This is a genomic window from Cupriavidus agavae (assembly GCF_004217045.1).
GTDB lineage: Bacteria > Pseudomonadota > Gammaproteobacteria > Burkholderiales > Burkholderiaceae > Cupriavidus > Cupriavidus agavae.
The window spans coordinates 103,340-117,544 of record NZ_SGXM01000010.1; the positions used below are offsets into that span (position 1 = coordinate 103,340).

A 14,205-nucleotide genomic window follows, 5' to 3' on the forward strand; every position below is an offset into this window, starting at 1 on the left:
CGTCAGCCAGCCAGCTGCGCGATCGACGCCGCGAGCCAACGGTCGAGCGCCAGATAGACCAGCCCCGCGCCCGCCAGCGATCCCACCACCCAGGCCAGCGGCGAGGCCTGCGGCAGGCCGCGCGCCCTGGCATACGGCACGACGATGGCGTGCGCGTCGGCGGCATGATCGGCCGGAGCCAGACGTGCGTCGAGTGCGCGCATCAGCGCCTCGCGTGCGCCGGCACCGTCGCGTGCAAAGCGTCCCTGGAAGCCGAGCCCCAGTACGGTCTGGAATACAACGAGCAGCGGAAGTACGGGCTGGGGTTCGGCCAGCCGCGTCTCGATCCGCGCCACCAGTTCCTCGCCGGCCTGATGCGTGTTGAACTCGGCCACCTGGAGCGGCTCGCGCTCCCAGGCGTCGCGGTCGGCGCCGGCCAGCCGCTGTAGCGCCACCTCGTCGAGCAGCGCGCATTGCGCATACGCGGCGTCCTGGACAACCGCGGCCGGGTGACCGGCCGCCGCCATTTCCTCGCGCAGCCGTGCCAGCAACCCCTGGCAGGTCTGCCTGAAGCTGGAAAACCCTTGCGCCGTCGTGGCGCCGTCGGCCAGTTCGGACACGATCAGCGCGGTGTCGCGCAGCGCCAGCGGAGCGATCGGATGGGAACCTGTCATGATGGCAACACCGCGAACAGTTCAAGGGAGACGTCTGGCATCGATGCCGGCACATAGAACTGGCACGTCCGTGCCGCCAGCATGCGCGCAAACGCGGGGTGGGCGCCATCGAGCGCGAAGTACTGGTTCTCGATCCGCACCGGGATGGCGGCCGGCAGCCGCGACATCGCGCGCAGCGGAATGCCGGGCAGCGCCGAATTGACGATCTGCTCGACCTCGTCGGGTGCGCCGGCCTTGCAGAGCCGCGGCAACTGGTCCAGCAACGCGTGCGCGGCGATGCCGGCCTGCACCGACAGATAGAAATCGGCACCTTCCACCAGACGCTGGTCGTGCAACTGGCCGCGCCAGACGGTGGGCCGTACCCGCTCCAGCTCGACTGGCACCACGCGCGACGGGATCACGGTATCGAGCAAGGCACGTATCAGCGCCTCCAGTTCCGCAAAAGCCGGCTCGGGCGCCAGATGGTCATAGGGCGGAATCGCCTGCAGGGAATCAGTGGTCGAGAACGTCAACAGCGCGCCGGCGAGCCGGGCCATGACTCCGTAGAGGCGGTCGGGGTGCTGGTCCGGGGCCGCGCAAAGGCGGGCCAGTTCCGGCCAGTTGCTGTTGACGCTGTGCAGCAGCCAGAACAGCGCCACGTCGGCCACCGCGAAATCAGCGATCTGGTCCGAGCGCTCGCGGCGGCGTACCGCCAGGCTTGCACTCTTGGCGGCGAGAATGCCGGACAGCCGCTGCATGCGGTCCAGCAGGCGCGCGCTGGCCGAGAGCAGCAGGCAGGGCGGCACGAACGTCGGATCGGCCTCGAAACGCCCCTGCGACGTGCGAACCAGTCGCGCGATCGGGCAGGTCACATAATCCGCGTGCTGCTCGAAATCGAACAGCAGCGCCAGCGCATGCCGTTCGACGCTGATCTCCTCCTTGCCCTCGCCGTGCAGGTCGGCCACCTCGCGGTACTCGCGCAGGTAACGGCGCGGCCGCGCGGGCTGCTCGCCTTCCTCGATGCAATTGCCGCCCTGCGCGTCGATAAGCGGCAAGCCCACCAGCACCGTGACCCGGTCGGCATGCGCCGGCACGTCGCCCAGATCGCGCGCGGCGGGCGAGCGGTCTGCCACTTCGGTATCGATGAGGGTGCCGTCAGGCAGCCGCACGGCCAGGGCATCGAGCGCCAGCCGGCCAACCGACAGCGCTTGCGCGTTGAGCGCCACCCGCAGCGTGCCCCATGGCTCCGCGCAGGCCATGCGGGCCACCAGTGCCTCGGCGTGCCGCTCCCAGAGCGCCTGCTGCTGGAAGTGCTGCGGCGTCATGAAGATGCCCTGGGCCCACAGCGGTCTCGTGATTTTCATGGTTGTCGATGCGTCGGCGCGGCGCTCAGTTCTTGGCCTTCGGCATCTGCGACACCAGCGACAGGTTGACGTCCATTCCCTCGATCTGGAAGTGCGGCACGATGAACAGCTTGACGCGGAAGAAGCCGGGGTTGTCCTCGATGTCCTCCACGACCACGCGGGCCTCGCGCAATGGGTGCGACGCCTGAAGTTCGTCGTCCGGATCGGTCATCTCGGTGACCAGCGTCTTGATCCAGGTGTTCAGTTCGAGTTCGAGCACGCGGCGATCCTTGGTCGTGCCGATGTTCTCGCGCTGGATCAGCTTCAGGTAGTGCGCAATGCGCGACAGCAGGAAGATGTACGGCAGGCGCGCGTTGACGCGGCTGTTGGCGGTGGCCTCCCGGGTGTCATACAGCGCGGGCTGCTGGGCCGAGTGCGCGGAGAAGAAGCACGCAAAATCGTGGTTCTTGTAGTACGAGAGCGGGATGAAGCCGAGGTTGGCAAACTCGAACTCGCGGGTCTCCGGGATCAGCACCTCGGTGGGAATCTTGGCCTGGTTGCCGGTGCCCAGGTCGTACAGGTGGATCGGCAGGTCCTCAACGAGGCCGCCCGCCTGCGGACCACGGATCTGCACGCACCAGCCGTTCTTGATGAAGCTCTGCACCATGTTGGCCGCGAATGCGAACGAGGCATTGGCCCACAGGTAGCGCTGGTGGTCGGGGCCCTTGACTGCTTCGGTGTAGTTGAACGCGCGCACCGGCACGGTGTCGGGACCGTACGGCAGGCGCGCCAGGAAGCGCGGCAGCGTCAGGCCGATGTAGCGGGCGTCATCCGACTGGCGGAAGCTCTTCCATTTGAGATACTCGGCACGGTCGAAATAGTTGCCGATGTCGCGGATGCTCGCCACCTCCTCCATCGAGTCCTTGCCGAAGAACTGCGGGGAGACGGCTCCGACGAACGGCATGTGGGCCGCCGCCGACACCTTGGCGATATTGCGCAGCAGCGCAATGTCCTGCGCACTGCGGTCGAACGCATAGTTGGAGACGATCGAGCCAATCGGCTCGCCGCCCGGTGTGTCGTACTCCTGGATATAGGTGTGGCGATACAGCCCGCTCTGGATCACCTCGGGCGTGTCCTCGAAATCCTGTCGAAGCGCTTCCTTGGAGACATCGAGCAGTTCGATCCGCACGTTCTTGCGGAAATCCGTGCGGTCGACCAGGAACTTGAGGCCGCGCCAGGCTGACTCGATCTCCTGGAACGTCTCATGGTGCATCACGGCGTCGAGCTGCCGGCTGATCTGCTGGTCCAGATGCTCGATGTGGAAGTCCAGCAGGCTCTTGTCGAGGCGGTCCACCTGCTGCGACGATGACTGGATCATCTTCAGGAACACGTGCATGGCCTGTGCGACGCGCTCGTCCAGCGACGATTCCGCCAGCGCATCGGCGCTCTGGAACGACTCCACCGGCCGCGTGTGCGTGACCGGTGTCAGGTTGATCTTCTCGCAAAGGGATTCGTAGACGCTCTTGCCCGGTGCGTCCATCACGACGGCCTGGCCGCCTTCATGCTCGCGTGCAGTGATCTCGTGCTTGTCCATGGTGTTCGTTCCTCTGGAGTTCCGTTATTCGGCGGTGGCGGTGCTGCCGCCGATCTTCTGCAGATCGGCGCGGAGCCGGTCGGAAAGGGCGGGGTCCTTGAGGATCTTCTCCAGCTCGCGGCGGAAACGGGCGTTGTCCAGCAGATTGGACTTGAGGTCGCGCAGCAGGTTGCGTGCCGCCATGAGGGCCCGCAGCTCCGGTACGCGGCTGGCCACCGTTTCGGGCTTGAAGTCGTCCATCGATGTGAACTCGAGGTCGACCGGTAGCTCGGAGCCATCGCCGGCCAGCGTGTTCTCGACGGCGATGCGCGCCTTCGGGTGAAAGCTGCCGAGGACGGCATCGAAGTTGTTCTTGTTGATGGAAACCTTGTCGCGCTCCGCCAGCGCCCGCGTGTCCTGCCCGTTGCCGAAGTCGCCCATCACCAGCAGCTTCAGCGGCAGCTCGACCTTCTTCTGGGCGCCGCCGGTGTGGAGGTCGAGTTTGATGTTGACCCGCGCCTTGGGCACTTCATTCTGGAAGCTCTCGGACATCTTCAATTTCCTTTAACCTTGAGTTAAATGATTCGATATCTCGCCACCACGACATGCTCCAAACGGGCCGTCGCGTGCACGGCATGTAGTGGGCCAGAAAGCGGCCGCTATAAGAATCGGATTTCTCTTATTTATTAAAAAATTTTGGTTACTTCATCGCGGGGATAGTGGTTTATTTAAATAGCTTTTCGGATATTTCAAACCGCTCATGAATGGAGTAACGTGCCACGCGCAATGCGGAATTCGTCGTCACGTGAAGGACCGTTCGGGAGTCTGTTGTGGCTGTACGCGATGTCGGAGGAATCGAGGCTGGACCGGATACAGGATCGGGCGCGACCGGTGGTGAGTCGACACGCGCCTGGCTGCCGGGCAGGCAGTCATACTTTCTCGAAGTCCCGGGCGCTGCGGGAGCATCCGGGCTCTCGGTGGCGTCCTTCGACGCCGTCGAGCGGCTCGGTGAGCCTTATCGGGTCACGGTGCGCCTGACACATCCGGAGAACCTGCCGCGCTCCGATTTCCTGCAGAAGGACGCTTCGTTCGTGATCGATCCGGGCGACGGCACCCCGCCCCGCCAGTTCGCGGGAAGCATTTTCCGGTTCTCGAAAACCGGAGAGACCCGGGATTTCCGGGCGTACACGGTGGAACTGTGCCCCAAGGTGGCCCGTTTGAAGCTGGTCCGGAGCAGCCGCGTGTACCTGGACAAGACCGCACCGCAGATCATTGAGTCGATCCTGCGGCGTCACGACCTGGCAGGGCATCAGTTTGCGTTCAGGCTGCGCCGCGCGTACCCGGAGCACAAGTTCCGTCTCCAGTACCAGATGACGGACTGGGACTATGTCCGCCTGCTGATGGAGCAGGAGGGGATGTACAGCTACTTCACGCCGGGACAGTTCGGGGCACAGTTCGGCGACGTGTTCACCGTCGCGGACGATATCGATCACTATCTATATAAGCCCGAGCTGCGTGTGCCATACCGGCAGCGCGCCGGGCTGGACGCCGGCAGCGCGGCGGTCTTCGCGCTGGAAACCCACGCCTGCGCCGTTCCGGAATCGTTCCTGGTTGCGGACTACAACCCGGCCCACGCATTCGAACGTCTGACGGCCGAGGCGAACGTTGCCCGTCAGGAGCGCGGAAACTACGGCCAGCCATACGCCTTCGGCACGCACCATCTGGACGCCGATGGTGCGCAGTGGGAGGCGCAGTTGCGACACGAAGCGGCCATGCGGGCCAACTGGCATCGACGGGAGAAGGCATGAACTTGGACATGCGAACGCGCGCAATTGGGCGGCATCTGGTGGACTTGCCGAGGGATGCCATCGCGATCGAGGAACACTCTTTCAACAAAGTGAAAATCAAGGTGTTGGGGGAGATCGATTCCTCTGCGGCCTACGAGAAGCTTCTTTCAGAAAGGGAACTTTCGCTGAGCGCCGCCCGGAATGAACGGGGTGACAGCATGTTTGTCGAGCGCGTCGCCCATGCAAAGGGGTCGGTCACCCTGATATCGTGGAAGACGACATACAGCCAGCTTTCATACTTCTTTGATTCCTATTTCCGTGCCGGTGACCGGATAGTGAGCTATGCCGGTGGTGTGACGGTAGATCGTAGATCGAGCGCCTTGGCGACCGTTGAAGAGCTTGCCGACAGATGGCGCCAGATTCCAGATGGAGAGATTCCGACGGGCATCGGCTTCGTCGTAGACGACACCATCCTTGCCGATAACGACATGAACCCGGAAAGCTGGCGGATGTCGATTCGCCTGGCCGGCAAGCCCGATGTCTGGCTCATCCTCCAATCGTTCGTCCAGTATGACGTGGAGCCGGGCCTGCGCGAGCGTGCGGGTGGCGTCCTTGCCGGCCTGCTGGGATCGGTAACGGGATTGTCGCGCTTGCGCAACCGCCGGCGGCCAGTCGGATCGATCGAAGGCGATGAAATCCTGCTGGCGAGTACACAAGATGGCAAGCGTGGCTATGGCTTCAAATGGGAAGCTCCGGGGAAGGCCAGATCGTTGGCGGAGCCCCAGATCAACGTCTCCTTGCGGGTGGGCGAGAGCGCCTACACCACCAACGCGGAGTCTTTCGCCAGCGACGAAGAGGCGCTGGCACTGTGGGACGCCGTGATTGATTCGATTCGACTGCGACCGGGGGCGGTGTGAACAAGATTTCCAGACGTCGCTGGCTACTGGCGCTCGGCGCATTGCCGATCGCATCGATGGTGCCTGGGCCGCTTGCCGCATCAAGGCCGGTGATGACCGTGGCGCAGGCCATGCATTACCTTACGACCGAAGTGTTTCCATCGCCCAACGAGAAGCGGCACCGCTTCGGGCGATGGCCATCGGAGCGTTCACGCGCCTGAGATGGCAGTCGATTTCTCTCTCCTTCCTTCCACCGATGTCGAAGACATCCCGCGTCCCAGCGCCGTGCGCTGGTCGGTCGCGTTCGTCGCCATGGTGTCGGGGATCGCGCTCGTCGGGGTGCTGGCATGGCCGGAGGACGAGCCGAAGGACTCGCTGAAGTTTTGGTGGACTGTCGGCTTCCTGCCGGTCATGGTCGCGCTGTTCGTGGTCTTGCGTCGATACAGCCACTATGAGGGGCGGAATATGTACGCGGAAACTGCCCGCGCGTACAGCGAGACGGTGTTTGCCGCCGCCTCCCGGCCATTGGTGGTACTGGCCTCGGGCTACCGAATCGCCGGACAGTCGCTCGGCATCGCGGCGGAGAGCGCCTGCCTGGACCACACGGCCGGGGATGCGGGTATGGCAGCGCCGTGGCTGGCGCTGGCGTGCGCCATCGACGCGGTGCCCGGGGGGTGCCAGGTGGTTCTGGCAGCAGAAGAGGGCGCCACCGTGGCAGGCGTGGTGCGAAGTGGCACGGCCCGGCCGACGCCCGGCCTGAATCCAGAGGGAGAGCAAATTGGTCAGACGCTATGACATACGAAGAGGGGACCGGACGACCGCCGGCGGCATCGTCGAGGGCGGCAGCGCCCGCGACATCATCGGCGGCCGCCCACAGGCGTTCGAAAATGACCCGGTGTGGTGCCCTGGCTGCAAGTCGATGGGCAAGATCGTCTGCACCGGCCCGCGCATCCCGGCAAAGGGGTCCGACGGCCGGGAAGCGGCGCTCAGCGAGGATTGGTGTGTCTGCCGCTGCGAACGGCGTCCGCTTCTGGTGGCTTCACAGTTCGAGTCCTATGTGGATGTCTGACACCCGGTGCCGGGCGTCCCCGCCTGCGCAGTCCCGAGGAGCGTCGCGATGAGCAAGGTGCGTCTCGAGATCGTTGCCCTGCTGGCGCTGGCGTTGCTGGTGGCCAGCGGCATTCTCATCTGGGGCGAAAGGATCGGCATCGACACCGAACAGGCGAAAGGCAGGTGGCTGTCCGGGCTCGCTCTCGGCACGCTGGCGGTAGCGCTGCTGCTGTCGCTGGACAGGTTTCTCGGCTGGTCCGAAGTCATGCGCGGACTGTGGCGGAAGCTGGCGCGGCAGGAGCGGGCGGCGCCGACAACCCAGGGGATGCTCTCCCGTGCAACTGCAAGACCGCAAGCGCCCGGCGAATTGGATACGCTCAGGGCCACGCTGCGGTTGCGCTACGGCCTGCGTTGGCGCTATCGGCAGCCCTGGTTGCTGCTGATTGGCGACGATGCAGCCATCGCCCGCCTGTTTCCTGACGCGGGCGAGACCTGCTGGCTGCTCACGGCGGACGCCGTGGTGCTGTGGGCCAGGACTGGCGAAGATGGCCGGCTCGATAACGCGTGGCTGAAACAGTTGGCCCGGCTGCGCCGGCGCGGGCCGGCCGACGCCGTGGTGCAGGTGGTCGGGGCCGCGACAGACGCAGGTCAGGGCGCCGGCCCGCTGCCGTTTGCCGCGATGCTGGCCCAGCTAGCCGGAAAGCTGCACTGGTCCGCACCCGTCTTCGTGGCGGATGTCTCGATGCCAGCCTGGGCCATGTCCATTCCCGAGGTGCCCGTGGTGGGATGCGATATCGCGCCCGACGCGAGGGCGGCCGGGATCGTGTCGGCGCTGCTGGCGCTGCGTGACCGGCTGCTGACGGCCTGCCTTGCGCAGCTACCCCTGACAGCGCGCGAGCGCTATCTTGGCGAGTTGTCCCGGCGTCTCGACGCTGACAGCCACGTTCTGGCCGAGCGGTGGGCCACGCTGAGGCGCGCCATGGGAGGCCGGCTGCCGGTACGTGGCATCGTCTTCACGCCCGCCCTGTCAGCCGCTGATGATCCGGGCGCCAATGCCTTGTGGCGCTACCTTGGCGATGCGGCGCGGCGGATGCCCGGCCGCCGGACGCCCGCGCATCCGCTGGCGATCGGCACCGGCGTCGCGTTGGCGGCGACCGGCCTCTGGACGGCTGGCATGCTGGTCTCGGCGCTATCGAACGCCCACGAGATCCGCGCCGTCAGCAAGGCCGCGAGTGCGCTCCAGTCCGCACCGGACGGCATCGCGCGGTTGCAGGCGCTGGATTCGCTGCAGCAACAGATCCAGCGCTACGCGTATCGCGTCGAGCATCGGTCGCCGCTGCACACGCGCTTCGGCCTCAATCGGGATGCCGACCTGCTGGCGGCGCTGTGGACCCCCTATGCCCGGTCAAGCCGCGCGATGCTGGTCGAGCCGGCCATGGAAGCCCTCGAATCCCGGCTCGCGGCGCTCGCGCAGCTACCGGCGGACAAGGTCGGCGGCGAGGCCGGCCAGTGGGCGATGTCCGGCCGCGACGCGCTGACCGCCTACCTGATGCTGGCGCATCCCGAACGTGTCGAGTCCGACCTGCTCGCACGGCAACTGGCGGAGCACTGGTCTACCGCGGCGCGGGTAACGCCGGGGCAGAAGCTGGACATGGCCGAGCGATTCGCGCGCTTCTACGCCGACCGGCTGACGTTTCATCCAGAGTGGAGGATCGCCGCGAAAGCGGACCTGGTGGCTGGTGCGCGCCAGACCCTGCTGGCGGTGATCGGCCAGCGCAATGCCGTCGACACGATCTATCAGGCGCTGCTCGACGGGGCGGGCGAGCGCTATCCGGCGCTGTCGCTGGCTGCGCTGACGGCGGGTACCGATCCGCGCGGGCTGATGCGGGCGCAAGGGGGCGTGGATGGAGTGTTCACCCGTCAGGCGTACGAGGGTTACGTGGAGGCGGCCATCGAGAAGGCGTCACGGCAGCAGGATGTGGCGTCCGACTGGGTACTGGCCGATGGACATGCGGGGCAGACCGGGCAGCCCGGCATGGCCCCTGATGCCTCGGTCGATGCGCTCCGCGAGGCGCTGGCCGAGCGGTACTTCGCCGACTATGCCGAGCATTGGCAGCAGTTCGCCAACGGGCTGCAATGGGAGCCGGCGGCCACCATGCCCGCCGTGGTCGACCAACTCAAGCTGATGGCCGATGCGCGCCAGTCTCCCGTCATCGCGTTGATGAAGTCGATGGCGTACCAGAGCGGTGCCGGTGTTCGGAAGCGGTCGCTGTCGGACGCTTTGGTGGCCAGGGCACAGACGCTGATCGGCAAGGACGACGGTGCGCCCGGTGCGGTGCAGCCGGACCCCGCCGGACCGCTTGGCGCGGCGTTTGGCCCGGTGCTGCGGCTGGTCGGCGCGTCGGAACAGGCGGGTGCGACCAGCGGCGAATTGAGCCTGCAGCGGTATCTGGACCGCGTCACGGCGGTGCGGCTGCGGCTGCAACAGATGGTCAACAGCCCGGACGCCGACGCCCAGGCAAGGCAGATCGCGCTGGCGCTGTTCCAGGGCAAGGGTTCGGATCTGGCCGAGACGCAGAGCTACGCGCAACTGATGTCGGCGAGCCTTGGAGCCGAATGGGCCGGCATGGGCGACGCCCTGTTCGTACGGCCGATCGCGCAGGCGACGCATACCGTGCTGCAACCCGCGCAGGCCAGCCTCGACGAGGCATGGCGGCAGGCGATCGCGCTGCCCTGGAACCAGGCGTTCGCGGGGCGCTATCCCTTCGCCAGCACGGCCAACGATGCCTCGGTCGCCGAACTGGCGCGCTATCTGCGGCCGCGCATCGGCACGATCGACATGTTCCTGCAGGCACAACTGACGGGTGTGCTCGAACAGCGGGGGGACCGGTGGGTGCCGGTAACGTCACAGCAGGGACTTACTTTCGATCCTGCGTTCCTGCGCACGCTCGAAACACTGCAGCGTGTGGGCGCGCACCTGTTGTCCGAGGGCGATGCCCGCTATCGCTTCGAGCTGAAGCCGATCCCCACGCCCGGGTTGACCGGCACCGTGCTCAGGCTCGATCACCAGAGCCTGCACTACTTCAACCACAAGGAATCCTGGCAGACGATGACATGGCCAGCAGACAACCTGCAGGAGCCCGGTACGCTGCTGCAATGGCAGACAGAGAAGGCAGGCACGAGCGCCGCCCTTGAGTTCAAGGGGCGCTGGGGCCTGGTCCGCATGCTCGAACGTGCGCGCGTCGAGCCGCTCGACAGCGCCACGTTCCAGCTGACCTGGGAGGCGGCGGCGCCTTATCCGATCCGGTACCAGTTGCGCGCCGAGGTCGGCAAAGGGCCGCTGGAACTGCTTGAACTGCGCGGTCTGCGCATGCCCGAGCGGATCTTCGCGGGCAGGACGGTACCGGCGCCTGCCCGGCCAGCGACGCAGCGGCGGGAGCCATAGCATGTTCCAGAAGCTCCTGAAGGCGCTGTTTGGCGGACACAGCCCATCGGCGCTGGCGCGGGCGGGGCATGCCCGGTGGGAACCGTGGCTGCAGCCGATCCGCGCCGACGCGCCGGTGGGTAGCGACCCGGCCTACGACGACGACTTCCTTGCCGTCAAGGACGAAGTGGCGAAGCTGTCGGACGTCGATGACGCGCGGATCATCGATCTGTCACAGCGCCTGCTCAGATCGACGGCCAAGGACGCGCGGGTGGCCGCCTACTACGCCTACGGCCGGATGCGGCGGGACGTTGCGGAGGGCGTGGCCGAGGCATTCGAGCTGTTGTCGGCGCTGGTCGAGCGGTTCGGCGAGCAATTGCTGCCGGCGCGGCCGGAGCGCCGCAAGGCCGCGCTGGAGTGGCTGGCAGGGGATACGTTCACGGGCCGTCTCGACCGTGTCAGTGGCCTGTCGGGCAAGCCGCTGGAACGGACGCTGTCCGCGTTGGCGCTGATCCAGGAGTGCACCGCGAAGTGGCCCGAAACCGCCCGCCCCGCGCTCGATGGCCTGTTCCGTCTGTTCCAGGGCCGGATCGAGGCGCCTTCTGCCGGGGATCGGGAGAGCCAGACCGCGCCGGGCCCGGCAGCCGCCTCGGCGCTCGATGGCGGCGAGGTCGGATCGGCGCGCGAATTGCTGGACCGGGCGCGCCAGATGGCGCAGTTCCTCCAGGAGCAGCCCGACGGCTATCTGGCCGCGTGCCGGGTGATGCGCTGCGTACGGTGGGACACCCTGGCCGAGGTGCCACCCCATGACGCCAGCGGCCGGACGCGGCTGTTGGCACCGCGCGGCGAACTGCGCGCGCAACTGCGCCGGCTGCTGCTGCGCAAGCAATGGCCCGAGTTGCTGGACCGCGTGGAACAGGCTTTCGCGGAAGGCGCCAACCACTTCTGGCTGGACCTGCAGTACTACGCCTTCGTGGCGCAGGAGCATGCGGGCAGCCACCATGCGCAGGCCCGCAGCCTGATGGCTACCGATTGCGCGCTGATGCTGGAGCGCCTGCCGGGACTCGAACAATTGGCCTACGCCGATGGCACCCCGTTTGCCGACGATGCCACGCGCGACTGGATTGCCCGGCACGCCACCGTGCGCGACATGGAACGCGGCGAGCCGCTGATGCCGGTGCCGCTCGATGCGGCCGGCGCGGACTGGACCGAGGCCGAGGCGCAGGCCGCCGACATCGCCGGGCAGCAGGGGCTGGAACTGGCACTGGCCTGGCTGCAGGACCTGCCGGCGCGCGGAGGCGAGCGGGAGCGCTTCATGCGGCAGATGGCGATGGCGCGCGTGGCGGAGCGGGCCGGGCGCGGTGACACGGCCGTGCAATTGTTGAACGCGCTGGACCAGCGCGCGCGGCAGTTCCAGCTGGCCGAGTGGGAGCCGGCGCTCGCCTTCGAAGTCAAACAACAACTGCTGCGGTTGCTCAAGGCCCGGCACGCCCGCAAGGATGCGGACAAGGCCGTGCTCGGCCAACGGATGGAAACCCTGCTGGCCGAACTGACTGCCATCGATCCGCCGCGCGCCGTCGCGCTCGCGTGATCCGGCCGGCCCCGCCATGACGAACACCATGAATCAGCCATTCCACGACAACGAGATCCTGCGCTACTACGAGGCCGAAATGCGCTACTTGCGCGAGGCCGGCAGGGAGTTCGCCCAGGCGTTCCCGGACCGCGCCCGCATGCTCAACATCGACCGCATCGGCGAGCGCGATCCTCACGTGGAGCGGCTGTTCGAGGGTTTCGCGTTCCTGGTGGGCCGCCTGCGGCACAAGCTGGACGACGAACTGCCGGAACTGACCGAAGGGCTGGTCAGCATGCTATGGCCGCACTACCTGCGCATGATCCCCTCGCTGGCCATCCTGGAACTGGCGCCGTCCGTCGAGGCGGTGCAGCGGCACGAAACCCTGGCGGCCGGGCTGGAGGTCATGTCCGACCCGGTGCCGATCGATGAACGCCCCGGCGCGGCGCAGCGCGTGGAGTGCCCCTACCGGACCACGCAGCCGGTGGATCTCTACCCGTTGTACATGGCCGAGGCCGGCGCCCACGCGCGTGAGGACGGAAGGTCCGTGATCCGCCTGCGGTTGGGCGTGCATGTGCAGTCGCGGCGCGAGCACCTCGACGTGCCCCGGCTGCGCCTCTACCTCCATGCCGACCGGCCCGTGGCGCTGGCGCTCTACGCCGCGCTGACCGCCGGGCCGGTGGCCGTGCAGGTGCGGGTGCCGGGGTATCCGGCGGATCGTCCGGGGGCGCCGCAGCCGATGCCGGGGTTGCGGCTCGAGGCGGCGGGGTTCCGCGCCGACGAGCGCCTCTGGCCGAAGCCCGACAACGCGTTTGGCGGCTATCAGTTGCTGCTGGAATACTTCACCTTCCCGGAGAAGTTCATGTTCGTGGACCTGCTTGGGCTCGACATGGACGCCATCCCGCCAGACGTCGCGCATTTCGATATCGAGATCGTGCTGGCAAAGCCGTTCCCCGAGGACATGCGCTTCTCGGCCGACAACGTCCGCCTGTACTGCACGCCGATCATCAACCTGTTCCCGCTCGAAGCGGACCCGATCGCCGTCACGCATCTGGAGACCGAGTACCGCGTGCGGGCCATGGAGCACCACGGCCAGCACGTGGAGACCTATTCGGTCGATACGATCCGCGGCTTCGAGGCGGCCTCGGGCGAGCGCTTCGAGTACGCCCCGTTTGCGGCGTTCCGGCATCGGGGCGGCATGCTGCGGCATGACATGCCCGAGCGTTATTTCCACACCCGCGTGCGGCGCGGGCCGTCCGGCCGCTTCGACACCTGGGTGGTGCTCGGCGGGCACGCATGGGATGACCGCGACGCGCTGCCGCGCGAGACGCTGTCGCTGTCGGCCACCGGCACCAACGGCATGCTGCCCCGCAAGGGCTTGCGCGATGCGGGCATCCGCCGGATGCGCGGCGGCTTTGCCAACGTTGCGGCGGTGCGCAACCTCACGGCACCCACGCTGCCGGTGTATCCGCCCACCGCTGACCGCTTCCACTGGCGGGTGCTGTCGCACCTCGCCCCCAACTACCTGTCGCTGCTCGATGCCGAGGTGCTGCGCGGCAGCCTGGCGCTGTACGACTGGACCGACGGCGAGCTGAACCGGCGCCGCATCAACGGCATCACGGCGGTACGCCAGCGGCCGTTGCAGAAGCTCGAGCGCGGCGGGCTGCTGCGCGGAGTGGAGATCGAGGTCACGCTCGACAGCACCGGCTTTGCCGGGCAGGGCGATATCGAGCTGTTCGGCGCAATGCTGAACCGCTTCCTGGCGCTCTATGCCACGCTGAACCTGTACACGCGGCTGGTGGTGGTCTGCCAGCCCGGCGGCCAACGCCTGGAGTGGCCTGACAGCAAGGGCGAGGGGGCACCGTTTTGAGCACCGGCACGCCCCGCAAGGCGCCGCCGCTGCTGCCTGCATTGCTCGTCCAGGCGCCGC

The 14,205-nt window shown here is 67.1% G+C and carries 12 protein-coding genes; 8 read left to right on the forward strand and 4 right to left on the reverse strand.

The genetic code is table 11. From position 1 onward, the window contains the following. Nucleotides 1–2: 2 nt before the first annotated feature. The 4 genes from EV147_RS23330 to tssB form a co-directional block, all read right to left on the reverse strand. Nucleotides 3–653 (reverse strand): DotU/TssL family secretion system protein, encoded by a 651-nt coding sequence (locus tag EV147_RS23330; RefSeq protein ID WP_130393595.1) that lies wholly within the window; start codon nt 651–653, stop codon nt 3–5. Then, a complete protein-coding gene (tssK, locus tag EV147_RS23335; RefSeq protein WP_130393596.1) occupies nt 650–1,996 on the reverse strand; it encodes a type VI secretion system baseplate subunit TssK in 1,347 nt (448 codons plus the stop codon). Before tssK ends, EV147_RS23330 begins: the two co-directional genes overlap by 4 nt. Before the next feature lie 25 nt (nt 1,997–2,021). Further along, entirely contained in the window at nt 2,022–3,515 is a 1,494-nt protein-coding gene (gene tssC / locus EV147_RS23340; RefSeq protein ID WP_130393644.1) for a type VI secretion system contractile sheath large subunit, read from the reverse strand. A gap of 78 nt (nt 3,516–3,593) precedes the next feature. Further along, the gene (gene tssB / locus EV147_RS23345; RefSeq protein WP_130393597.1) at nt 3,594–4,100 is read right to left on the reverse strand and encodes a type VI secretion system contractile sheath small subunit; all 507 of its coding nucleotides are present in this window, start codon (nt 4,098–4,100) and stop codon (nt 3,594–3,596) included. 278 nt (nt 4,101–4,378) lie between these two features. On the opposite strand from tssB, the gene vgrG reads away from it, so the two are divergent. Genes vgrG through tssF form a run of 8 tightly spaced genes read left to right on the forward strand, consistent with a single transcriptional unit; the run spans nt 4,379 to nt 14,145 of the window. Then, complete coding sequence (gene vgrG, locus EV147_RS23350; protein ID WP_328591157.1) at nt 4,379–5,356, forward strand: phage late control D family protein; 978 nt, start codon at nt 4,379–4,381, stop codon at nt 5,354–5,356. Beyond that, entirely contained in the window at nt 5,353–6,252 is a 900-nt protein-coding gene (locus tag EV147_RS26025; protein WP_235844971.1) for a T6SS immunity protein Tli4 family protein, read from the forward strand. Before vgrG ends, EV147_RS26025 begins: the two co-directional genes overlap by 4 nt. Then, the gene (locus EV147_RS23360; RefSeq protein WP_130393598.1) at nt 6,249–6,452 is read left to right on the forward strand and encodes a hypothetical protein; all 204 of its coding nucleotides are present in this window, start codon (nt 6,249–6,251) and stop codon (nt 6,450–6,452) included. Before EV147_RS26025 ends, EV147_RS23360 begins: the two co-directional genes overlap by 4 nt. Nucleotide 6,453: 1 nt before the next feature. Next, nucleotides 6,454–7,026, forward strand: coding sequence for a hypothetical protein (locus EV147_RS23365; RefSeq protein WP_130393599.1), 573 nt, complete (start codon nt 6,454–6,456; stop codon nt 7,024–7,026). After that, the gene (locus tag EV147_RS23370) at nt 7,010–7,300 is read left to right on the forward strand and encodes a PAAR domain-containing protein (RefSeq protein WP_130393600.1); all 291 of its coding nucleotides are present in this window, start codon (nt 7,010–7,012) and stop codon (nt 7,298–7,300) included. The genes EV147_RS23365 and EV147_RS23370 overlap by 17 nt, the downstream gene beginning before the upstream one ends. Nucleotides 7,301–7,348: 48 nt before the next feature. Further along, nucleotides 7,349–10,726, forward strand: a complete 3,378-nt coding sequence (locus EV147_RS23375) for an ImcF-related family protein (RefSeq protein WP_130393601.1) — start codon at nt 7,349–7,351, stop codon at nt 10,724–10,726. 1 nt (nt 10,727) lies between these two features. Then, nucleotides 10,728–12,296, forward strand: a complete 1,569-nt coding sequence (gene tssA / locus EV147_RS23380) for a type VI secretion system protein TssA (protein ID WP_130393602.1) — start codon at nt 10,728–10,730, stop codon at nt 12,294–12,296. Nucleotides 12,297–12,324: 28 nt separating this feature from the next. Next, nucleotides 12,325–14,145, forward strand: a complete 1,821-nt coding sequence (gene tssF, locus EV147_RS23385; RefSeq protein WP_130393603.1) for a type VI secretion system baseplate subunit TssF — start codon at nt 12,325–12,327, stop codon at nt 14,143–14,145. Nucleotides 14,146–14,205 lie beyond the last annotated feature (60 nt).

What these genes read in the sequence shown, in the direction of transcription:
- tssC (WP_130393644.1), bottom strand. Translation starts at nt 3,515, where the DNA reads ATGGACGCACCGGGCAAGAGCGTCTACGAATCCCTTTGCGAGAAGATC.
- tssF (WP_130393603.1), top strand. Translation starts at nt 12,325, where the DNA reads ATGAATCAGCCATTCCACGACAACGAGATCCTGCGCTACTACGAGGCC.
- EV147_RS23330 (WP_130393595.1), bottom strand. Translation starts at nt 653, where the DNA reads ATGACAGGTTCCCATCCGATCGCTCCGCTGGCGCTGCGCGACACCGCG.
- EV147_RS23375 (WP_130393601.1), top strand. Translation starts at nt 7,349, where the DNA reads ATGAGCAAGGTGCGTCTCGAGATCGTTGCCCTGCTGGCGCTGGCGTTG.
- tssA (WP_130393602.1), top strand. Translation starts at nt 10,728, where the DNA reads ATGTTCCAGAAGCTCCTGAAGGCGCTGTTTGGCGGACACAGCCCATCG.
- tssK (WP_130393596.1), bottom strand. Translation starts at nt 1,996, where the DNA reads ATGAAAATCACGAGACCGCTGTGGGCCCAGGGCATCTTCATGACGCCG.
- tssB (WP_130393597.1), bottom strand. Translation starts at nt 4,100, where the DNA reads ATGTCCGAGAGCTTCCAGAATGAAGTGCCCAAGGCGCGGGTCAACATC.
- EV147_RS26025 (WP_235844971.1), top strand. Translation starts at nt 5,353, where the DNA reads ATGAACTTGGACATGCGAACGCGCGCAATTGGGCGGCATCTGGTGGAC.
- EV147_RS23365 (WP_130393599.1), top strand. Translation starts at nt 6,454, where the DNA reads ATGGCAGTCGATTTCTCTCTCCTTCCTTCCACCGATGTCGAAGACATC.